General features: G+C 67.7%; 20 protein-coding genes. 7 read left to right on the top strand and 13 right to left on the bottom strand.

Annotated features, from left to right (window positions below):
- Positions 1-8: 8 nt before the first annotated feature.
- The 9 genes from ABNQ38_RS01500 to ABNQ38_RS01460 all read right to left on the bottom strand — a co-directional run bounded on the left by ABNQ38_RS01500 (position 9) and on the right by ABNQ38_RS01460 (position 9,519).
- Positions 9-1,787 (bottom strand): chloride channel protein, encoded by a 1,779-nt coding sequence (locus ABNQ38_RS01500; RefSeq protein WP_377805336.1) that lies wholly within the window; start codon positions 1,785-1,787, stop codon positions 9-11.
- 48 nt (positions 1,788-1,835) lie between these two features.
- On the bottom strand, positions 1,836-2,759 hold the full coding sequence (locus ABNQ38_RS01495) for an aminotransferase class IV (RefSeq protein WP_377805335.1): 924 nt from the start codon (positions 2,757-2,759) through the stop codon (positions 1,836-1,838).
- Between the two features lie 80 nt (positions 2,760-2,839).
- Positions 2,840-3,667, bottom strand: coding sequence for an amino acid ABC transporter ATP-binding protein (locus ABNQ38_RS01490; protein WP_377805334.1), 828 nt, complete (start codon positions 3,665-3,667; stop codon positions 2,840-2,842).
- 26 nt (positions 3,668-3,693) lie between these two features.
- Complete coding sequence (locus tag ABNQ38_RS01485; RefSeq protein ID WP_377805333.1) at positions 3,694-4,359, bottom strand: amino acid ABC transporter permease; 666 nt, start codon at positions 4,357-4,359, stop codon at positions 3,694-3,696.
- Between the two features lie 12 nt (positions 4,360-4,371).
- Complete coding sequence (locus tag ABNQ38_RS01480) at positions 4,372-5,037, bottom strand: amino acid ABC transporter permease (RefSeq protein ID WP_377805332.1); 666 nt, start codon at positions 5,035-5,037, stop codon at positions 4,372-4,374.
- A 66-nt stretch (positions 5,038-5,103) separates the two neighbouring features.
- Positions 5,104-5,967 (bottom strand): transporter substrate-binding domain-containing protein, encoded by an 864-nt coding sequence (locus ABNQ38_RS01475; protein ID WP_377805331.1) that lies wholly within the window; start codon positions 5,965-5,967, stop codon positions 5,104-5,106.
- 58 nt (positions 5,968-6,025) lie between these two features.
- The gene (locus ABNQ38_RS01470) at positions 6,026-6,742 is read right to left on the bottom strand and encodes a GntR family transcriptional regulator (RefSeq protein WP_377805330.1); all 717 of its coding nucleotides are present in this window, start codon (positions 6,740-6,742) and stop codon (positions 6,026-6,028) included.
- Between the two features lie 136 nt (positions 6,743-6,878).
- Positions 6,879-8,474: a gamma-glutamyltransferase family protein gene (locus tag ABNQ38_RS01465; RefSeq protein WP_377805329.1), complete on the bottom strand. Its 1,596-nt coding sequence runs from the start codon at positions 8,472-8,474 to the stop codon at positions 6,879-6,881.
- A 136-nt stretch (positions 8,475-8,610) separates the two neighbouring features.
- Positions 8,611-9,519: a LysR family transcriptional regulator gene (locus ABNQ38_RS01460; RefSeq protein WP_377805328.1), complete on the bottom strand. Its 909-nt coding sequence runs from the start codon at positions 9,517-9,519 to the stop codon at positions 8,611-8,613.
- 164 nt (positions 9,520-9,683) lie between these two features.
- On the opposite strand from ABNQ38_RS01460, the gene ABNQ38_RS01455 reads away from it, so the two are divergent.
- From ABNQ38_RS01455 to ABNQ38_RS01430, 6 genes are all read left to right on the top strand, one after another.
- Positions 9,684-10,784, top strand: a complete 1,101-nt coding sequence (locus ABNQ38_RS01455) for a PotD/PotF family extracellular solute-binding protein (protein WP_377805327.1) — start codon at positions 9,684-9,686, stop codon at positions 10,782-10,784.
- Positions 10,785-10,911: 127 nt separating this feature from the next.
- Positions 10,912-11,985 (top strand): ABC transporter ATP-binding protein, encoded by a 1,074-nt coding sequence (locus ABNQ38_RS01450; protein ID WP_377805326.1) that lies wholly within the window; start codon positions 10,912-10,914, stop codon positions 11,983-11,985.
- Complete coding sequence (locus tag ABNQ38_RS01445; protein WP_377805325.1) at positions 11,982-12,833, top strand: ABC transporter permease; 852 nt, start codon at positions 11,982-11,984, stop codon at positions 12,831-12,833. Before ABNQ38_RS01450 ends, ABNQ38_RS01445 begins: the two co-directional genes overlap by 4 nt.
- Positions 12,833-13,630 (top strand): ABC transporter permease, encoded by a 798-nt coding sequence (locus ABNQ38_RS01440; protein WP_377805324.1) that lies wholly within the window; start codon positions 12,833-12,835, stop codon positions 13,628-13,630. Before ABNQ38_RS01445 ends, ABNQ38_RS01440 begins: the two co-directional genes overlap by 1 nt.
- A 50-nt stretch (positions 13,631-13,680) precedes the next feature.
- Positions 13,681-14,733 carry an agmatinase gene (speB, locus tag ABNQ38_RS01435; protein ID WP_377805323.1) on the top strand — a complete coding sequence of 351 codons (1,053 nt, stop codon included), beginning with the start codon at positions 13,681-13,683 and terminating at the stop codon, positions 14,731-14,733.
- A gap of 275 nt (positions 14,734-15,008) precedes the next feature.
- Entirely contained in the window at positions 15,009-15,545 is a 537-nt protein-coding gene (locus ABNQ38_RS01430) for an HD domain-containing protein (protein WP_377805322.1), read from the top strand.
- An 11-nt stretch (positions 15,546-15,556) separates the two neighbouring features.
- Here the strand turns inward: ABNQ38_RS01430 and ABNQ38_RS01425 are convergent, their stop codons facing one another.
- A complete protein-coding gene (locus ABNQ38_RS01425) occupies positions 15,557-15,934 on the bottom strand; it encodes a hypothetical protein (RefSeq protein ID WP_109050894.1) in 378 nt (125 codons plus the stop codon).
- 279 nt (positions 15,935-16,213) lie between these two features.
- Here ABNQ38_RS01425 and ABNQ38_RS01420 point away from each other — a divergent pair, with 279 nt between their 5' ends.
- Complete coding sequence (locus ABNQ38_RS01420; protein ID WP_377805321.1) at positions 16,214-16,711, top strand: nuclear transport factor 2 family protein; 498 nt, start codon at positions 16,214-16,216, stop codon at positions 16,709-16,711.
- A 70-nt stretch (positions 16,712-16,781) separates the two neighbouring features.
- On the opposite strand, the gene ABNQ38_RS01415 is transcribed toward ABNQ38_RS01420, so the two are convergent.
- The 3 genes from ABNQ38_RS01415 to ABNQ38_RS01405 all read right to left on the bottom strand — a co-directional run bounded on the left by ABNQ38_RS01415 (position 16,782) and on the right by ABNQ38_RS01405 (position 19,556).
- Positions 16,782-17,597 carry a MetQ/NlpA family ABC transporter substrate-binding protein gene (locus ABNQ38_RS01415; RefSeq protein ID WP_377805320.1) on the bottom strand — a complete coding sequence of 272 codons (816 nt, stop codon included), beginning with the start codon at positions 17,595-17,597 and terminating at the stop codon, positions 16,782-16,784.
- A gap of 84 nt (positions 17,598-17,681) precedes the next feature.
- The gene (locus tag ABNQ38_RS01410) at positions 17,682-18,119 is read right to left on the bottom strand and encodes a hypothetical protein (protein ID WP_377805319.1); all 438 of its coding nucleotides are present in this window, start codon (positions 18,117-18,119) and stop codon (positions 17,682-17,684) included.
- A 78-nt stretch (positions 18,120-18,197) separates the two neighbouring features.
- Positions 18,198-19,556 (bottom strand): Nramp family divalent metal transporter, encoded by a 1,359-nt coding sequence (locus ABNQ38_RS01405; RefSeq protein ID WP_377805317.1) that lies wholly within the window; start codon positions 19,554-19,556, stop codon positions 18,198-18,200.
- Between the last annotated feature and the right edge of the window lie 21 nt (positions 19,557-19,577).

Here is a 19,577-nt window from a genome sequence, read left to right as displayed (position 1 = left end):
TGCGCTCCTCATAGCAGGCCGCCCTCGCGCAGCCGCCCGTCCAGCTCCTCGTTGTAGCGCTTCAGCGCGTGCTGTTCGGTGAGCAGCCCGATCACCCGCATCCGGTCTGGGCCGTCCACCACCGCCAGCACGTCGCTCTCCGCCGTGGCGAAGCTCTTCATCGCCTCGCGGATGTTGACGTTGGGCAGCAGCACCTTGGTCTTCAGGCGGATGAGGTCGGCGAGTTCGGCCGTCTCCGCCGTCTCGCGGTGGGCATCGGAGACGAAGACGATCCCGGCATAGCGGTCGGCCTGATCGACGACGATCACCCTCTGGGTCGCCCCCAGCGGGAAGGCGCGGCGGAACTGGGCGAGCGTCTGGTCGTCCCGGACGGTGCGGACATCCTTGCGCATCATGCGGCCGACCGTCAGGTCGCGGATCCAGCCGACGTCGGCGGCGCTGCGGATCGACTCGCCGCGCAGATGGAAGCGCCAGGTGGCGAAGGAATAGCCGAAGACCCGCCGGACGGTGATCGACGACACCACCGCGGCGGCCAGCACCGCGATGGTCAGGGGCAGGCTGCCGGTGACCTCCAGGGCGAGGAAGGCCATGGTCAGCGGCGCGCCGAGCACCGCGGTGGCCATGGCGCACATGCCGACGATGCCGATCACCACCGCCGGGATGGACAGCCCGACCGCCAGCATCCAGCCGATGGCGACCAGCTTGCCCAGCATCGCTCCCAGGAACAGCGAGGCGAAGAACAGGCCGCCGCGGAAGCCGGACCCGATGGAGATCGCCGAGGCCAGCGCCTTCAGCCCGATCAGCGCCAGTAGGACCGGGGCGGTGTAATAGGCGTTGAAGCCGACATGCAGCGCCCCATGGCCAGACGACAGCACCGCCGGCGTGGCGAGCGCCAGCAGCCCGATGCAGCATCCGCCGACGATGGGCCGCGCCCAGACCGGAACGCGGCTGCGGTTGAAGACCGTCTCCACCAGCGCGACCGTCCGCATCATGGCGATGCCGAGCAGAGCGCACAGCACGCCCATCAGGCAGACCAGCGCGTAATCGGCCGCCCCGAGACTGCCGGCGAAGCCGACCTGCAAGGACGGCTGCGGCAGGATCAGCCGCATGACGCCGACGCCGGTCATGGCGGCGACGCCGACCGGGGCCAGGGTGGAGATCGAGTAGCTGGCGATCACCAGCTCGAAGGCATAGAAGGCGCCGGTCAGCGGCGCGTCGAAGGCCGCCGCGATTGCCGCCGCGGTGCCGCAGCCGACCAGCGTGCGCAGATCGCCGCGCCGGACATGGAAGATGCGGCCGAGCTTCGATGCCACCATCGCGCCGGCCTGGGCATAGCCGGCCTCCATGCCGACCGAGGCGCCGAAGCCGTTGGACAGCATGGTTTGCAGGACCAGCAGCAGGCTGCCGTGGATAGGGATGCGCCCGCCGTGCAGCGCATTCGCCTCCACCGGATCGATGATCGACAGGCGGGGAAGCCGGGCGAGCAGCCAGCCGAGCCCCGCCATCAGGCAGCCCCCGGCGACCGGGACCAGCATCGCCCGCCAGGGATCGACGGCGGCGGCCCCGCTGACGTCATGGCCCTCCACCGCGAACAGGATGTGATGGAGCGACTGCACCGCCGTGACGATGGCGGCAACCAGGCAGGCGGCGACGATGCCGATGCCGGCCGCCAGCACCGCCAGCCAGATCTCGTCGCCGCGCACGAAGGCGCGCAGCCAGGCCGGGGCCCGGATCCCCGGATCCTGCTGTTCCGGACGGGACAGCCTGGCTTTCAGCGATTGGAACATGCGACGGCGCGCCGCCTCCGGCATTAGGGTGCGTGGACGGCCCAGCCGTCAGCCGAGCATCGCCCGGGCATACAGCTCGGCGATGTGCGCGGTGACCGGCCCCGGCTTGCCGTCGCCGATCTGGCGGCCGTCGATCCGCACAACCGGCGTGATTCCGCCCAGCGTGCCGGTGACGAAGGCTTCGTCCGCACCATACACTTCCGCCAGGGTGAAGTCGTGCTCGCGCACCGTGCGGCCGTCCTTGCGATAGAGATCGATGGTCTTGGCGCGGGTGATGCCCTTAAAGTTGAAGCGGCCGGTGGAGGTCCAGAGTTCGCCCTTGCGGACGATGAAGAAGTTGGTCGAGTTGCAGCTCGCCACGAAGCCATGGGGGTCGAGCATCAGCGCCTCGTCGGCGCCGGCATTGATCGCCTGGATCAGCGCCTGGATGAAGTTGAGCCGGCTGTGTGAGTTGAGTCGCAGGTCGAAGACGTCGGGGCCGCTGCACCGGATGGTCGAGGTGAACAGCGTCAGTCCCTTGGCCTTCGATTCCGGCTTCGGCGCCTTGTATTCGGCGATGATGACGATGGTCGCCTGCCCCAGCGCGAAGCGCGGATCCTGGTTGGGCGTTTTCTTGCGGCCGCGGGTGACCATCAGGCGGATGTGGGCGCCGTCGGTCATGCCGTTGCAGTCCAGCGTGGCCTGGATCGCCGCGACCAGTTCCTGGCGCGTCATGCCGATGTCGAGCTGGATGGCGTTGGCGCCCTCGTACAGCCGGTCCATATGGTCGTCCAGCGCCAGGATGCGGCCCTTGACCAGCCGCAGTCCCTCCCACACCCCGTCGCCCAGCACGAAGCCGGCGTCGAAGACCGAGATCTTCGCCTCGTCGCGCCGGAAGAACGCGCCGTTCACATAGATCAGCACCTCGTCGTTGCGGCTGTCGTCGACATAGCCCTGCGAACTCGTCTGGCTGACCGTGCTGTTGGAAACCATCGTATGTACCCTTTCCCGGCGGCGGCCGGCCTGTCCGGCCGGCGCTGCGCCGCCTGTTTCTCGGATGCCCAGAAGAAAGATCAGAAAGAAAATTCGGTGAAGCGCTCCAGGAAGGCGCGCGTGCGCTCCTGTCTGGGATGCTTCAGCACCTCGTCCGGTGTCCCGACCTCGTGGAAGACGCCATCGGCGAGGAAGATCACCTTGGTGGCGAAATGGTAGGCGAAGCCGAGCTCGTGGGTGACGAGCAGCATGGTCCGCCCTTCCTCCGCCAGTTGCCGGATGACACGCAGAACCTCGCCCACCAGTTCGGGGTCGAGCGAGGAGGTCGGTTCGTCGAACAGCAGGATCTCCGGCTCCATGGCGAGCGCGCGGGCGATGGCCACCCGCTGCTGCTGGCCGCCGGACAGCCGTCCGGGATAGACGTCGGTCTTGCCGCCCAGCCCGACCTTGTCCAGCTCGCGCAGAGCCCGCTCGCGCGCCTCCGCCTTCTTCATCCGCTTGACGGTGACCAGCCCTTCCATGGCGTTCTCCAGCACGGTCATGTGCGGGAACAGATTGAACTGCTGGAACACCATGCCGACGCGCTCGCGGACCCGGCACAGCTCGCTTTCGGGATAGCGCACCTCGTCGGGCTTGCCGGCGGATGCGCGGCCGAGCGGCGTGCCGTCGAGCGCGATCCGGCCGGCGGTCGGCATCTCCATGAAATTGAGGCAGCGCAGAAAGGTGCTCTTCCCCGACCCGCTGCCGCCGATGATGGCGACGCGTTCGCCGGCGGCCACGGAGAAATCGATGCCCTGCAGCACATGCAGCGCACCGAACCATTTGTGAAGGCCGGACACTTGGAGGATCGGCGGTGCCGGGACCTGCGAGGCCGGCGGGATCGACATCGGCATTATGGGATCTGGCATGGACGGAGTCTCCGCTTGCATGACGGTCAGCCCTTGCCGGCCATGCGGCGTTCGAGGGTCATCGACAGGAAGGTGGCCGGATAGATCAGGACGAAATAGACGACCGCCACGGTCGTGAGGATTTCGAAGGGACGGTAGTAGGTCGAACTCAGCAGCCGGCCTTGATACATCAGCTCATGGACCGACAGCACGGAGGCCAGCGACGACATCTTCGCCACCTCCACCGCGCGGTTGGTGAAGGCCGGCAGCATCAGCTTGAAGACCTGCGGCAGGATGATCCGGCGCAGCACGTCGGCGTGCCGCATGCCCAGCGCCTTCGCCCCTTCCCACTGGCCGCGGGCGATGGACTGGATGCCGCCGCGGAAGATCTCCGCCCCATAGGCCGAGGTGTTCAGCGCCAGCCCGAGCAGCGCCGCCGTGAAGGGCGACAGCTGCACCCCGATCAGGATGGGGAAGGCATAGTAGAACCAGATCAGCTGGATCAGCACCGGCGTGTCGCGGAACAGCTCGATGTAGACGAGGCTGCCGCCGCGCAGCAGCCGGCTGCGCGAAAGCCGGGCGAGCGCCAGGACGAGCCCGGCGGCCAGCCCGATGGCGAGGCTGGGCAGCCAAAGCTCCAGCGTCACCACGAAGCCGCGCATCAGGATCGGGAAGGTCTCCACCACCAGGGCGAAGTCGAAGGCGTAGTCCATCTCTTCGTCTCCTCAGCGGTAGGCGGTCAGCCGCGCTTCGGCGACCCGGGCCAGCGCGCTGCACGAGACCAGCAGCACGAGATAGAGCAGGGCGACGGCGGTGTAGACTTCCAGCGGCCGGAAGGTTTCGCTGTTCACCATCATCGCCTGATAGAGCAGCTCCCCATAGGCAAGCGTGGAGGCGAGCGCCGTGGTCTTGATCAATTCGAAGGAGCGCTCGACGAATGGGGCGACCATGCGCGTCGCCGCCTGCGGCACCACGATGCGCCGCATCAGCTGCGTGTGGGTCATGCCCAGTGCCTTGGCTCCTTCCCACTGGCCGCGCTCGATGGAGCGGATGCCACCGCGGAACACCTCGGCATAGAAGGCGCCGGACTGGGTGGACAGGGCGAGCACGGCAGCGACCAGCGGATCGAGGCTGATGTTCAGCACCACCGGCAGGGCATAGAAGAACCAGAAGAAATGCACGATGGGCGGCGTGTTCCGGTAGAACTCGACGAAGACCGCCGCCGGCAGACGCAGAGCCCGGCGCGGCGACAGCCGCAGCAGAGCCAGGACCAGCCCGACGAGGACACCGAAGACGATGGCGATTGCGGCGATCTTCACCGTGTTGAGCAGACCGTCGAGCAGCAGCGGCCATCTCGTCAGGACCGGCGAGAAATCCCATTGGTAGCTCATGCGGCGTCCTCGGTATTGCCCTCTCCCGGGGCGGGAGAGGGTGTAATTTCCAATGGCCTCGGGCTGTCAGTGCCAGGCTTCCTTGATCAGACCCGGAATCTTCGAGGCATCGACGTTCTTCGACTTCAGATAGCCGGCGAACAGCTGGTCGGGGACGCCGTCGGCATAGAGCGTCTTCAGCTGTCCATCCAGCCAGTAGCGGAAGGCCGGGTTCTCCTCCTTGCGCAGGCCGACGCTGGTGGCCACCGGCTCCACCGGTTCGGGCAGGATGACCTTGCCCAGCCGCAGGCGGGTCTGCTGGACGACGAGCGCCGGGTGGAACTGGACGGCGACGTCGATGCGCTTGGCGGCGAAGGCGGCGATGGTCTCGTCATTGTTGGAGAAGCGGTTGATCGCCGCCTGCTTCACCATCGCCGTCACGTTCTTGTCCAGCGAGGTGCCGAGCGTCACGCCGATGCGCAGGCCCGGCTTGTCGATGTCCGACCAGCTCTTGATGGTGGAATCGCCGGCCACCAGCGCGCCCATGGCATAGTAGAACAGCGGGGCATCGGGGAAGTCGATGGCCTTGCGCCGCTCCTCGGTCGGGTCAAGGACGAACATCAGGTCGATCTGGTCGGCCTGGAGCGCGCCCACCGCGTTGGCCCAGGTCGTTTCCACCGGAACCAGGGTGGCGCCGAGGCTGGCGGCCAGCCGCTGCCCCATCGCCACGCCGACGCCGGTCCAGGTCTCGGTCATCGGATCCTTGAAGAACCAGGGCTCGGCCGAGGTCACGCCGATGCGCAGGCGCTTGCTCTCCTTGACCCTGTCGAGCGTGGAGGGCGAGGCCGCGAGCGCCGGCAGAGCCGACAGTCCGACGGCAGCGCCAGCTGCGGCACCGGCAGCAAGGCCGAGCAGGGTCCTGCGGCCGATTTTTCCCTGGTCGATGGTCATCTCAAAGCCTCCTCTGTCTGGTCGTCGTCTTTTTGTCGGTCCGGTCGGCGGCGGTCGGTCAGGGACCCTGGACAGCGCGGTTGTCGCGGCCCCGCAGGAACTCTTCGGTCTGCCGGCCGCCACGGGCCATGTGGTCGGTGATCTCGGACTTCAGTGCCTCGAAATCGTCGGAGAGCGCCATCTCCACATAGCGGTCATGGCCGTCGCGGCGCGGACCGCGGATGCCGTGCGCCCGGTGGTGCGCCGCCCAATAGAGCTGCAAGCGTCCACGGATGCTGTCCCAGGTCCGGATCAGCAGCTTGTGCCCGGTCGCCTCATAGACGAAGCCGTGCAGTTGCAGCTCAGCGACGATGCTGGCGGCATCGTCCTCGGCGTCGATGCAGGCGGTGAGCGCATCGCGCCGGGCGACGAGGCCCTGGCGGAAGGATTGGTCCCGGCGCGCCCATATCTGCTCGAAGGCGAAGATCTCCAGGGTGACACGCATCGAATAGATCTCGCGCACGTCATCGACCGACAGGCCGACGACGTGGGTGCCGGTGTAGGGCACGGCGATCAGCAGCCCTTCGTCGATCAGCTGCCGCATGGCTTCGCGCAAGGGGCCGCGGCTGACCCCGAACTGGTCGGCGAGCACGGTTTCGACAAGCTGTGCGCCGGGCTCGATGTCGCCGTTCAGGATCGCGGCCCGCAACCCGTCCGCGATGTGGGCGCGGAAGGTCGCTTTCGGCACGCGTGCCAGGACCGATCCCGCAGCCTTGCCCTTCGCTCCGTCGGACATGCGCCCTCGCCGTAGACAGTCGATTGTTGACAATGTGAGCCGCAACGACGGACCTGTCAATCGACATTGCTTCGTAGTCGAAGGACCATGGTGTGGCGACCATGGTCCTTTGCACGGTATCGCCGTCGATGAACCGTCAGTAGCCCAGCGCGCACCCGTCCTTCCGGTGGTCGGAGCCGCCCAGCAGGGTGCCGCGCTCCCAGTCGATGGCGATGGCCTGGGCGCCGCCGATGGCCCCGGTGGGAGCCGTCACGGTGAAGCCCCGGCGGGTCAGCTCGGCCCCCGCCCTGCTGCGGATTGTCGTCTCCGCTTCCACGGTGAGTGTGCCGGGCAGGGGGAACAGACGTGGCAGGTCGATGGCGCTCTGAACGTCCAGCCCATGGTCGAACAGCTTGGACAGGAAATGGGCATGGCCCATCGCCTGGTAATGCCCGCCCATGACGCCGAAGGTCAGGCTGACGCGCCCGTTTTCGCTGACCATGCCGGGAATGATCGTGTGCATCGGCCGCTTGCGCGGCGCCACCATGTTGGGATGCCCGTCGACCATGGAGAAGCTCTGGCCCCGGTTGTGGAACAGCACGCCAGAGCGCGGCGTCATCAGCCCGCTGCCATAGGGATGGAAGATCGAGCTGATGAAGCTGATGGCGGTGCGCTGCTTGTCGACCACGGCGATGTAGACGGTGTCCTTGTGCTCGACAGCGTCGAACACTCTGCCGATCTCCAGCGCGCGGGCGGTGTCGATGCGGGCGGCCAGTTCGTCGGCCAGCGCATCGGACAGCAGATGCTCCACCATCGACGGTCCGCTCTGCGCGGGATCGGCCAGGAAGGCGTCGCGCGCGGCATAGGCGAGCCGCGTCGCCTCGATCTCCACATGCAGGCCGTCGGCGTCGAGCGGATCGCCGGTGGGGCGGAAGCGCTTGAGGATGTTCAGGATCATCAAGGCGATGATGCCCTGTCCGTTCGGCGGGCATTCATGGATTGTGCGGCCGCGATAGTCGGTCCGGATCGGCGTCACATACTCGCCCCTGACCTCGGCGAAATCCTCCAGGCTGTGGAAGCCGCCCGCCGCCCGCAGGGTCTCCACCATGTCGTCGGCGACGGCACCGCGGTAGAAGGCGTCCGGCCCTTCGCGCCCGATGGCCTCCAGCGTGTCGGCCAGCAGCGGCTGGGTCTGGACGGTGCCGGCGGCGGGGGCCTCTCCATCCACCAGGAAGGTGGCGGCGGCCGCCGGGTTCCGGCGAAGCAGATCGGTCTGCTGGGCGAGGTCGTGCGATACCCGCGGGGTGATGGCGTAGCCCTCGCGCGCCATGGCGATTGCCGGGGCGAAGATCTCGCTCAGGGGCAGGCGGCCATGGTCGGCGACCAGCCGCGCCCAGGCATCCACCGCGCCCGGCACCGTGACCGCGTGGGGGGAGTGGCGGTCGATGGCGGTGACGCCCGCCGCCCGCAGGCGCTCCAGCGTCATCGCCGCCGGGGTGCGGCCGGAGCCGTTGTAGGTGCGGATGTCGGTCCCGCCGTGTGGAGCGATCATGGCGAAGCAGTCGCCGCCGATCCCGGTCGAACCGGCTTCGACCACGCTCTGGACTGCGCAGGCCGCGACCGCGGCATCGATTGCCGTGCCGCCGGCCTTGAGGATTTCGACCGCCGTCAGGGTTGCCGCCGGGTGCGAGGTGGCGGCCATGCCGTTGCGCCCCATGGCGAGCGACCGGCCCGGTTCTTCGAAGTTGCGCATGGTCTCCGTCGACTCCCCGATGTTGGCTTTTTGCGGTGAAGGGCCGGATGCGCGGGCATCCTCAACCGTTCCAAATCAATGGTATACCAAATCCCACCATGGTGAGCAGATCTGAAGGGGCATCGGCGGCGGCCAATCAGCGGCTGGCGATCTCCTCCCGCGTCAGGGTCATGAACAGATCGACCACCGGCGTCCTGGCGCGGTCGCTGTGGACGGCGATCTGGAAGGGCGAGTGGTAGGACAGCACCCGTGGCAGCAGGGCGCGCAGCCGTCCGGACTGGACGAAGGGGGCGGCATAATGGTCGGGCAGATAGCCGAGATAGCGGCCGGACAGGATCAGCCGGGCGGCACCTTCCATGTCGCCGACGGTCGCATGCGGGGCGCTGATGGCGAAGATCTTGATGTCGCGCGCCCCCCAATAGCTGCGGGCGACCAGCCGGTGACGGCGCACCTCGTCCAGATCGACCATGTCGTCCGGACGGTCGAACAGCGGATGGCCGGCCCCGCAATAGAACAGGTTGGTCTCCGTATAGAGGTCGATGTAGGAGAGGCCGGGCACGATCCGCGGAAAGCTGGCGATGGCGAGGTGCAGCTCGCCGCCGACCACGTCGCGCAGCAGTTCGTTGGGCGGTCGGGTGGCGATCGCGAGGTTGACCTCGGGGGCGGCGTCGGCGAAGCGGGTGATCACGCGCTCCAGCGGGAAATTGGCGTCGGTCAGCGTGTTGTCCACCAGCCCGATGCTGAGGGTTCCGGTCAGGCGGTCACGCAGCCCCCGCACGCGGGCGCCAAACCGGTCCAGTGTGTCGAACACCCGCCGCAGCTCGTCATAGACCGCCTGCCCCTCCTCCGTCAGCTTGAAGCCGGAGCGGCCGCGCCGGCACAGCCGCACCCCAAGCCGCCCTTCCAGTTCGGCGAAATGGGTGGAGATGGTGGAAAGCGACAGGTTCAGTTCGCCTTGCGCCGCAGTAAAGCCGCCGGCCTCGACCACCGTCATGAACAGGCGAAAGAGCCGCAGATCGGCGGTCTCGATGGTCATCCGGCTCATGGTGTCGGAAGTCCTCCGGCCTGGATGGGGTCTGGGCCGGACTTACTTCGGCTCCTGTCGAAGTAAGATACAAAAAATTCCGGATGTGTGGGAACGCAAAGTCGCCGTCTACTTCCGTCATGCACTTCCATCGGGGCTGACCAACGACGAGAGGGAGACACGCTATGACGATCGGCGCGGGACTGGGCAGGGGATTGGGCAGGCGGGCGGTGCTGGCGGGGGCGGGCGCAGCTGCGGCGGTGGGGGTGGTGGGGTTTCCCTCCATCGTCCGGGCCCAATCGAAGTCGCTGAAGGTCGGGGTGTATGGCGGCTATTTCAAGGACAGCTTCGACAAGCACATCTTCCCGGACTTCACCAAGGCGACCGGCATCGCGGTGGAGGCGGTGGCCGAACCGACGGGCGAGGCGTGGCTGATCCAGCTTGAGCAGGCGGCCCGTGCGAAGCAGGCTCCGGCCGACGTGTCGATGATGTCCCAGGTGGCGATGCTGAAGGGCATGGCCGCCGAGCTGTGGGCTCCGCTCGACCCCGCCAGGCTGCCGAACGCCGCCAAGGTCAAGCCGGCACTGATGAACAAGTATCCCGACGGCCGGCTTTCCGGCATCGGCGCGGTGTCCTGGTACATCACCCTGGTGACCAACACCAAGAGCTACCCCCAGGCTCCGGAAAGCTGGGCGGCGCTGTGGGACCCGGCCAACAAGGACAAGCTCGGCCTGCTGGCGCTGGTCTCCAATTCCTTCCTGCTGGACGTGACTGCCGCCACCTTCTTCGGCGGCCCCAAGCATCTCGACAGCGAGCAGGGCCAGTTGGAGTGCTTCAAGAAGCTGGCCGAGCTGAAGAACAATGTGAAGCTCTGGTATCGCGACGAGGCGCAGTTCGAGGCGGCGCTGAAGTCGGGCGAAGTGCCGATGGGGCAATATTACCACGACGTCACCGGCCTTGCCGCCGCCGATGGCCATCCGGTGCGCTCGACCTTCCCCAAGGAGGGCGGCATCCTCGATTCCGGCAGCTGGGCGGTGTCCAAGGCGTCCAAAGCCGGCGATCTGGCCCACGTTTTCATCGACTACATGTGCCAGCCGCAAATCCAGGCGCTGCTGTCGCGCAAAGTCGGCACCTCGCCGACCATCGACCGGTCGGCCACCGACCTGACCGACAAGGAGTTCGCCGCGGTCTCCTCCGATCTGGCGCCCATCGTTCCGCGCTATGACCTCTATGTGTCGAAGGCCGACTGGCTGAACCAGAAATGGACGGAAATGATCGTGGGCTGATCCGCGAGCACCCTTCTCCCCCGAGTGCGGTCGCTTCAGACGGACTCGTCTGAAGCGTGAATCGCACGGAAATCCAAAAGGCCGGGGGAAGGGCTCCGTCCTTTCCGAACGATCCGAAGGCCCGCCCATGTCCGCCCTCGTTCTCGACGGTCTCACCAAGCGTTACGGCAGCTTCACCGCGGTGCACGGGGCGAGCCTGCGCATCCCGCACGGTCAGTTCGTCTGCCTGCTGGGGCCCTCCGGCTGCGGCAAGACCACGCTTCTGCGGATGATCGCCGGGCTGGAGGAACCCTCCGGCGGCCAACTGCTGATCGACGACCGCGACATCACCGCGACCCCGGCCCACAAGCGGGATTTCGGCATGGTGTTCCAGTCGCTGGCCCTGTTCCCTCATCTCAGCGCCGGGGAGAACATCGCCTATCCCCTGCGCATCCGCGGCGTTCCCGCCGATGAGCGCCGCCGCAAAGCGGACAGCCTGCTGGAACTGGTGCGCCTGCCCGGCATGGCCGACCGGCCGGTGTCGCGGCTGTCGGGCGGCCAGCGCCAGCGCGTCGCCATTGCCCGCGCCCTGGCGCTGGAGCCGAAGCTGTTCCTGCTCGACGAGCCGCTGTCGGCGCTCGACGCCAAGCTGCGCGAGGCGATGCAGATCGAACTGAAGCAGCTTCAACGCCGGCTGGGCATCACCACCATCGTCGTCACCCACGACCAGCGGGAGGCGATGACCATGGCCGATCTGGTGGTGGTGATGTCGGAAGGGCGGATCCGTCAGGCCGCCCCGCCGATGGAGGTCTACCGCCGGCCCGCCGACGCCTTCGTCGCCGACTTCATCGGCATGACCAACCTGCTGGAAGGCGAGGTGACGGCCCCCGGCCGCGCCAGCGTGCCGGGGGGCGAACTGGTCCTGGCCGGACTGCCGCCGCATGGCCGCGCCCTGCTGTCGGTCAGGCCGGAGGAGGTGCTGCTGCATCCGGCGGCTGCACCCGGCGGGCAGGGGGATGCTGCCAACCGGCTGGCCGGGACCCTGTCCTTCGTCCGCGATCTCGGCGCCAGCGTCGAATTCCGTATCGATGTCGCCGGGCGGGAGATCGTGGCGCTGACCCGGCCGCAGGACCGCCCGGCGGTCGAACCGGGCGCCGCCGTCATCGTCGAGATTCCGGCCGAGGCCTGCGTCGTCCTGCCGCCGGAGGGGAGGGCGTCATGATCCGCCGCGCCCCCCGCAGCCTGGGCGAGCACGCGCCGATCCTGTTTCCGGCGCTGATGCTGGTCGTCTTCTTCGTAATTCCCTTCGGCCTGATGATCGCGGTCAGCGTCGCCCGCCGGATCCCCAGCGGCTTCTACGAGCCTGATCTCGTGCTGGCCAATTACGAGCGCTTCCTCAGCGCCTTCTTCGGTGGGGTCCTGTCCTTCTCGCTGGAGCTGGCGGCGCTGGTGGCGGTGGTGGCGGTCGGCATCGGTTTCCCCTTCACCTACCGGCTGGCGCGGCTGCCGCGGGCGGCACAGGTGCGCTGGCTGGTCTTCCTGCTGTCGATCCTGTCGCTGTCGGAGGTGATCATCGGTTTTGCTTGGTCGACCCTGCTGTCGCGCACCGCCGGCATCACCAACCTGCTGGTGGCGGTGGGGCTGATGGCGGAGCCGCAATCGCTATCGCCCAGCTTCGGCGCGCTGCTGGCGGGCATGGTCTATCAGGCCTTCCCCTACACCGTGCTGGTGCTCTATCCGGCGCTGGCCCGGCTCGACCCGGCGCTGGTGGAGGCGTCGCGGACGCTGGGGGCATCACCGCTCAAGGCCTTCTTCACCGTGGTGGTGCCGGCCCAGCGCAACACCATCGTCGCAACCCTGATCATGGCCTTCGTCTTCGCGCTCGGCAGCTACCTGCTGCCGCAGCTTCTGGGACGGCCGCAGCACTGGACCCTATCGGTGCTGATCACCGATCAGGCGATCTACCAGTCCAACATGCCGTTCGCGGCAGCAATGGCGGTCTTTCTGGTGCTGGTCAGTCTGGCGCTGGTCGGGCTGTCCCTGCTGTTCGGACGCAAGGAGGAGGCGTGATGCTGCGCTGGCTCAACAGCCTGATGGCCGGTCTGATCGGCCTCGTCCTGGCGGCGCCGATCCTGGTGGTGGCGGGGGTGTCGCTCAACGCCAAACGCTCGCTCGACTTCCCGCCCAAGGGCCTGTCGCTGGCATGGTATGCCGAAATCTTCACCGATCCTGGCTGGCGCGGGGCGCTGATCGCCAGCCTCGTGGTGGCGGCGTCGTCGGCAGCGCTGGCGGTCGCCATCGCCTTTCCGCTGGCGTGGTTCATCTGGCGCTGGCGGGCGCCCTGGGCGCGGGCGTTCGAGGTGCTGGGCATGGCTCCCTTTATCCTGCCGCCGGTCATCACCGCGCTGGGGTTCCTCAGCTTCTGGTCCACCTTCGGGCAGTATGGCGAGCCGTGGACCGTGGTGGTCAGCCACGCCGTCTTCTTCGTTACCCTGCCGCTGGTCACGCTGTCGCTGGGCTTCGGCGCGGTGGACCGCAGCTTTGTCGAGGCCGCCTCGACCATGGGAGCCGACGACCGCACCGTGCTGCGGACGGTGGTGATGCCGCTGGTGCGGCCCTACATGATTTCGGGCTTCGCCTTCGCCTTCGTGCTGTCGCTCAACGAATACATCGTCGCCTACATGGTCGCCGGCTTCACGCTGGAAACGCTGCCGATCAAGATCTTCAACGCCCTGCGCTATGGCTACACGCCGACCATGGCCGCCGTCACCGTGCTGTTCGTGCTGCTGACCGCGGCCATCTTCGGGCTGATCGCCCGCTTCGGCGACCTGCCGCGTCTGCTTGGCGCCTGGATCAAAGCCGACTGATCGGCCCGACCGACCGGCCCGACCGACCTTCCGACAGGAGACTTTCCAAAATGATCGATCCAGACAAGCTCAACCGTCTGCGCGAGAAATACAGCGGCAGCGGCGGCGCCGACATCCACTCTCCCGAGTTCCAGCGTGTCGCCGCCCTGCAATTTTCCGCCGGAGGACGGCGGACCCAGCCCTTCGCCGGGGTCTCCACCCTGCTCGATGCGCCATACCGTCCGGATGCGCCCGAACTGCCCGATTTCGGCGGGCTGGAGGTTGCGCTGATCGGCGTGCCGATGGATCTGGGGGTGACCAACCGCGCCGGCGCCCGCTTCGGTCCGCGGGCGGTGCGGACCATCGAGCGGATCGGTCCTTACGAATATGTGCTGAAAATGGTGCCGTCGGCGGCCTGCCGGATGGCCGATGTCGGCGATGTGCCGCTGTCCAGCCGCTTCAACCTAGAGGCCTGCCATCACGACATCGAGAGCTTCTACAACAAGGTGATGGATGCCGGGGTGATCCCGCTGTCGGTGGGCGGCGACCATTCGATCAGCCAGTCGATCCTAAAGGCGGTGGGACGGGACCGGCCGGTCGGCATGATCCATTTCGATGCCCATTGCGACACCGGCGGCCCCTACGAAGGGTCCAAGTTCCACCATGGCGGCCCCTTCCGCCAGGCGGTGCTGGACGGCGTGCTCGACCCGGAGCGCACGGTGCAGATCGGTATCCGCGGCAGCACCGAGTTCCTCTGGGAGTTCTCCTACGAATCCGGCATGACGGTGATCCATGCCGAGGAGGTGGCGCAGCGTGGCATTCCTGCCGTGATCGAGCAGGCCCGCCGGGTGGTCGGCGACGGGCCGGTCTATGTCTCGTTCGATGTGGACTGCCTCGACCCGGTGTTCGCGCCGGGCACCGGCACGCCGGAGGTCGGCGGGCTGAGCACGCGCGAGGCCATCGAGCTTCTGCGTGGGCTGGCCGGGCTCGACGTCATCGGTGGCGACGTGGTGGAGGTGGCACCACAGTATGACGCCAACACAACCACTGCCCAGGCCGGTGCGCAGATGCTGTTCGAGATCCTGTGCCTCGCCGTCAAGGCGCTGGAGCAGCGGCGGGGCTGAGGCTGGCTGCCGAGGATGCGCGTGCAACGGGCCAAGGCGGTTTCCGCCTTGTTCCGCTAACCCTGGAGGTCAGGCCGCGGCGATGTGCCGCCGGCCGAGGGCCTGGACTTCGGCCGCACGAGGGCGGACCATCTCCCTACCCGGTTGCGAACATTCGGGATCGGTCGCCACCGCGCCTTCACTGCGGGCGCCGCCCGACCGGGCATCCTTGCGGACTGTCGCCGCCGGGACGGGCCATGGCCTTCGCCGCCCGCCCGCGGCGCGGAGGAGAGCACATGTCTATGGACAAGGAAGTGGTCATCGCGGCGCTGCGCTATGCGGCGGAACTGCATGACGGCACCTATCGGCCCGACCGGGCGCGCACACCCTTCGTCACCCATTTGTCGGAGACGGCGGAACTCGTGGCGCAGGCCGGCGGCACGCCCGCCGAGATCGCCGCGGCTTGGCTGCACGACGCGGTGGAGGATGGGCTGACCAATGTCGCCGATCTGGCCCGGCGGTTCGGGCAGGAGGTCGCCGACCTCGTCGCCGCGGTCAGCGATGCACCGGAGGATGTCGGCAAGGCGATTGCCGAGCGCAAGGCGATCCAGGCCGCCCGCCTCGCCGCCGCGCCCGAAGGGGCCAAGCGCATCAAGCTTGCCGAGCAGATCTCCATCCTGCAGGCGCTGGCGGTCGAACGCCCGCTGTCCTGGAGCGTCGAGCGGGCCGACGCCTATGTCCAGGGCTCCCGCCTCGTGGCGGAGGCCTGTGCCGCCGCCAGCCCGCTGCTGGCCGAACGCTACGCCGCGGCGCTGGCCGGGGCGACGCATTGAGCGCGGCGATGTCAGAGGGCTGACGACCGCCAGAGCCAGACCAGACCGGCGACTGCACCCGCCGCCAGAAGCACCAGCACCAGGATGATGGCGAAGGCGGTGCGCCGGTCCTTCGCCTCGCGCTGTTCGGCCTCGCGCCGCTTCTTCAGCAGAAATTGCTGTTCCGGGCTGAGGAAGCGGCCGGCAGCGGCATCCGGCGTGGGCACATAGCGCACCCGGCCGCGGCCCTTGGCCGCCATGCCCGCGGTCGCCGCGGTCCCCCGGATGGCCGTCGTCAAACCACCCTGGGACGGCCGCCCGGTGTTGACCGGCTCCCCCGCCGACCCGCGAACCGCGGTCGCCTGCCGGCCCTTGCGCTTGCGCGGCAGCTTTCGCCGTCTGGTCGTCATGCCCCTCTCCCCCGCTCTCAAATCCGTCTCCGCGGCCGGGAGCATAGCCGCCTGCCCGGTCCGGCGCAGCCAATCACAAGATGATCTCCGGAAAGTCACATAACCCATGCGGATGGGGGCATGCCAACCGGAAATCCATGGCAAGGCCAATCCGTTCCTCTGCGGCGAACCGGCGCACACCCCAACGGTTTGTGGCACTGACGTGGATACTAGTATATTACATTGCGAGCCCGCCGACGTTCCGGGTGGGCGTGACTGTAATCGAATGGGAGGGTCACCATGCTCAAGAAGACTGCGTTCAAATCCGGCCACATCCGCTCGCGCCGCACTCTGCTTGCCGCCGCTGCCGCCGGGCTGGCGATGCCCGCCGCCATAGCACCACTGGGCGGTGCGTTTGCCGCCGATGACGACCAGCAAGCGGTGACGAAGGCGGTGAATGCGCTTCGCGACGCCATGCTGGCGGGCGACGGTGCCACGCTGCGGGCGATGACGATGGACCAGTTGACCTACGGCCATTCGAACAGCCGGCTGGAGGACAAGGCCGCTTTCATCAGCAGCCTCGATGGCAAGAACGCCTTCAAGGCGCTGGACCTCAGCGACCATGCGATCCACGTGGTCGGCGATATCGCGGTCGCCCGCCACACCTTCGATTCGGTCAACAACCTGCCGGACGGCAAGACCAACACCGCCCACATCAAGGTGTTGCAGGTCTGGAAGAAGGTCGACGGAGCCTGGAAGTTGCTTGCCCGCCAGGCCTCGCCGCTTCCGGCCGCCTGATCGCCCGACCGCCTGATCGGGGCTTCTGCCGCCTCCCACCCGCAAAGGTGGGGAGGCGGCAGGGCATCGGTCACCAAGCCGGCAGGATCGCGCCCTTGAACCGGGTCTCCAGGAAGTCGCGGACCTCCTTGGACTGGAAGGAGTCGACCAGCGTCTTCAGGACGGGGCGGTCCTTGTCCTTTTCCCGCGCGGCAATGAAGTTGCCGTAGGGGTTGCCTTCGCGCGGCTCCTGGATCAGCGCGTCCTTCGACGGGGTCAGGCCGGAATTCACCGCATAGTCGGTGTTGATGATCGCCGCGTCGAAGTCTTCCAAGGCGCGCGGCAGCTGCGCCGCCTCCAGTTCCACCAGCTTGAGCGCCTTCGGATTCTCGGCGATGTCGAGGATGCTCGGCGACAGGCCCTTGCCGGGCGCCAGCTTGATCAGGCCGTTGGCCGCCAGCAGGTTGAGCGCGCGGCCGCCGTTGCTGGGGTCGTTCGGAATGCCGATGCTGGAGCCGGGCTTCAGGTCGCCGACGGATTTGATCTTGCGGGAATAGAGCCCCATCGGCTCGACGATGGTGAAGCCGATGGGCACGATCTTATAGCCGCGGGCGGCGATCTGGGCGTCCAGATAAGGCTTGTGCTGGAAGGCGTTGGCGTCGAGGTCGCCGGCATCCAGCGCCGCGTTGGGGATGTTGTAGTCGGAGAAGGTGATCAGTTCGACGGTCAGACCCTTGCCGGCCGCCACAGTCTTCGCCACCTCGGCGATCTCCTCCTCCGCACCGCCCATGACGCCGAGCTTCACGGTCTCGGCCGCGGATTCGGCAATCTGGGCCGCGAAGAGGGCCAGCGCAATTCCGCCGGCCAGTCCGGCCCGGCGCAGCCATGACGTTGTATTGCCTTGCATGTCGACTCCTTTATCTTTGGCTCGGCGGCCCCCGGTCGTTGCCGGGATGCCGAGAGGCCGCCAGATAGCCCGACCGGCCGGCGCCTAGCGCATGCAATTTCCGACGATCTGGTAGCACAGCGTGGGATCGCGCCTGTCGTTGTAGCGCACCGCGGTGACCCGGCCGCCATGCAGTTCGAAGGTCGCTTCGCAACTGTAGGTCCGTGACCAGGTCGTCACGTCGGGTTGCCACAGCAGCGGTCCGCGCGGGCCGAGCCAGGGGCTGGGTTCCCAATCCACGTCGCGGTCGACCAGGGTCTGCCGGCGGGTGTAGACCAGATACTCCGCATCGCCGTTGACGGCGGAGCGTTCCGGCACGCCGGCGCAGGACAGCAGGCTGCCCTTGTTCATCCCGACCATCGCCTCGGGCGCTCGCAGCGCCAGTTCGGCCTGCGGGTTGGCGCAGGAGGCGGACAGCAGGGTGGCCGCGGCAAGAAGCCCGCCGCGCCAAGCCCATATCATTCGCTGACGGCCGATGGTCATGTCCGATCCTCCGCGGCGATGCGCAACCGTTTGGGACAGTCTTTCACATAAAGCGTCCCGCCCGATGCACAACAGCGCTCAGCCCAGAACGGTGTCGTACAACAGTTTGAGGTTCAACACGACGATCAGGCCGGCGACGGCCCAGGACATCCCGGCGACCCAGCCGGGCACGACGAAGCGGCCCATCTTGCCGCGGTCGGTGACGAAGCGGACCAGCGGGATGACCGCGAAGGGGAGCTGCATCGACAGCACGACTTGGCTGAACACCAGAAGCTGGGCCGTGCCGCTTTCGCCGTAGAGCGCGGTCACCACCACCACCGGGATGATGGCGAGGCTGCGGGTCAGCAGCCGGCGCATCCAGTGCGGCAGCCGCAGCCGCAGGAACCCTTCCATGACGATCTGCCCGGCCAGTGTCGCCGTGACGGTGGAATTGAGGCCCGACGCCAGCAGCGCCACCGCGAACAGGGTGGACGCGATGCCCAGCCCGAGCAGGGGCGACAGCAGTTCGAACGCTTCGCCGATCTCCGCCACCTCGGTATGGCCGCTGCCGTGGAAGACGCTGGCCGCCAAGATCAGGATCGCCGCGTTGACGAACAGGGCCAGCATCAGCGCGATGGTGCTGTCGACGGTGGCCCAGGTGATGGCGTCGCGCCGCCCCTCGTCCGTGCGCGGATATGCCCGTGTCTGCACGATGGAAGAGTGGAGGTAGAGATTGTGCGGCATCACCGTCGCCCCCAGGATGCCGATGGCGACATAGAGCATGCCGGGATTGGTCACCACCTGGGTCGTTGGCACGAAGCCATGCAGCACGGCGGCAACCGGCGGGGCTGCCGCGATGATCTGCACCAGGAAGCAGCCGGCGATCACCGTCAGCAGGGCCACCACGAAGGCCTCCAGATAGCGGAAGCCCCGTTGCATCAGCAGAAGCACCAGAAAGGCGTCGAGCGCGGTTATCAACGCGCCGCCGATCAGCGGAATCCCGAACAGCAGGTTCAGCGCGATGGCGGTGCCGATGACCTCGGCAAGGTCGCAGGCGATGATCGCCGCCTCGCACGCCACCCACAGCATCAGGTTGACCGGGCGCGGGTAATGATCGCGGCAGGCCTGCGCGAGATCGCGCCCGGTGACGATGCCCAGCCGGGCCGACAGCGATTGCAGCAGGATCGCCATCAGGTTCGACAGCATGATGACCGACAGCAGCGTGTAGCCGAACTGCGACCCGCCGGCGAGGTCGGTCGCCCAGTTGCCGGGGTCCATGTAGCCGACCGACACCATATAGCCCGGCCCGGCGAAGGCCAGCAGCCGGCGCAGCCACAGGCCACCCTGCGGCACCGCGACGGAGGCATGGACCTCCGGCAGGCTCGGCCGGACTTCCCCGTCCGGGCTGGAATATCTCCAGGCCCGGTGGGGCGGCACGGCGGCTTCGGCTTCCGACATCGGCGTGACTCCCGGCCAAGA

Source organism: Azospirillum sp. A29 (assembly GCF_042604625.1).
In the GTDB taxonomy this organism is placed as follows: domain Bacteria; phylum Pseudomonadota; class Alphaproteobacteria; order Azospirillales; family Azospirillaceae; genus Azospirillum; species Azospirillum palustre.
Note: the sequence above shows the minus strand (reverse complement) of the source record. Positions and strands in the feature narration are given on the sequence as shown.

Bases quoted from the DNA above. Each gene is read 5' to 3' on its own strand.
- ABNQ38_RS01500 (WP_377805336.1), bottom strand. From the start codon at position 1,787: ATGTTCCAATCGCTGAAAGCCAGGCTGTCCCGTCCGGAACAGCAGGAT.
- ABNQ38_RS01495 (WP_377805335.1), bottom strand. From the start codon at position 2,759: ATGGTTTCCAACAGCACGGTCAGCCAGACGAGTTCGCAGGGCTATGTC.
- ABNQ38_RS01490 (WP_377805334.1), bottom strand. From the start codon at position 3,667: ATGCCAGATCCCATAATGCCGATGTCGATCCCGCCGGCCTCGCAGGTC.
- ABNQ38_RS01485 (WP_377805333.1), bottom strand. From the start codon at position 4,359: ATGGACTACGCCTTCGACTTCGCCCTGGTGGTGGAGACCTTCCCGATC.
- ABNQ38_RS01480 (WP_377805332.1), bottom strand. From the start codon at position 5,037: ATGAGCTACCAATGGGATTTCTCGCCGGTCCTGACGAGATGGCCGCTG.
- ABNQ38_RS01475 (WP_377805331.1), bottom strand. From the start codon at position 5,967: ATGACCATCGACCAGGGAAAAATCGGCCGCAGGACCCTGCTCGGCCTT.
- ABNQ38_RS01470 (WP_377805330.1), bottom strand. From the start codon at position 6,742: ATGTCCGACGGAGCGAAGGGCAAGGCTGCGGGATCGGTCCTGGCACGC.
- ABNQ38_RS01465 (WP_377805329.1), bottom strand. From the start codon at position 8,474: ATGCGCAACTTCGAAGAACCGGGCCGGTCGCTCGCCATGGGGCGCAAC.
- ABNQ38_RS01460 (WP_377805328.1), bottom strand. From the start codon at position 9,519: ATGAGCCGGATGACCATCGAGACCGCCGATCTGCGGCTCTTTCGCCTG.
- ABNQ38_RS01455 (WP_377805327.1), top strand. From the start codon at position 9,684: ATGACGATCGGCGCGGGACTGGGCAGGGGATTGGGCAGGCGGGCGGTG.
- ABNQ38_RS01450 (WP_377805326.1), top strand. From the start codon at position 10,912: ATGTCCGCCCTCGTTCTCGACGGTCTCACCAAGCGTTACGGCAGCTTC.
- ABNQ38_RS01445 (WP_377805325.1), top strand. From the start codon at position 11,982: ATGATCCGCCGCGCCCCCCGCAGCCTGGGCGAGCACGCGCCGATCCTG.
- ABNQ38_RS01440 (WP_377805324.1), top strand. From the start codon at position 12,833: ATGCTGCGCTGGCTCAACAGCCTGATGGCCGGTCTGATCGGCCTCGTC.
- speB (WP_377805323.1), top strand. From the start codon at position 13,681: ATGATCGATCCAGACAAGCTCAACCGTCTGCGCGAGAAATACAGCGGC.
- ABNQ38_RS01430 (WP_377805322.1), top strand. From the start codon at position 15,009: ATGTCTATGGACAAGGAAGTGGTCATCGCGGCGCTGCGCTATGCGGCG.
- ABNQ38_RS01425 (WP_109050894.1), bottom strand. From the start codon at position 15,934: ATGACGACCAGACGGCGAAAGCTGCCGCGCAAGCGCAAGGGCCGGCAG.
- ABNQ38_RS01420 (WP_377805321.1), top strand. From the start codon at position 16,214: ATGCTCAAGAAGACTGCGTTCAAATCCGGCCACATCCGCTCGCGCCGC.
- ABNQ38_RS01415 (WP_377805320.1), bottom strand. From the start codon at position 17,597: ATGCAAGGCAATACAACGTCATGGCTGCGCCGGGCCGGACTGGCCGGC.
- ABNQ38_RS01410 (WP_377805319.1), bottom strand. From the start codon at position 18,119: ATGACCATCGGCCGTCAGCGAATGATATGGGCTTGGCGCGGCGGGCTT.
- ABNQ38_RS01405 (WP_377805317.1), bottom strand. From the start codon at position 19,556: ATGTCGGAAGCCGAAGCCGCCGTGCCGCCCCACCGGGCCTGGAGATAT.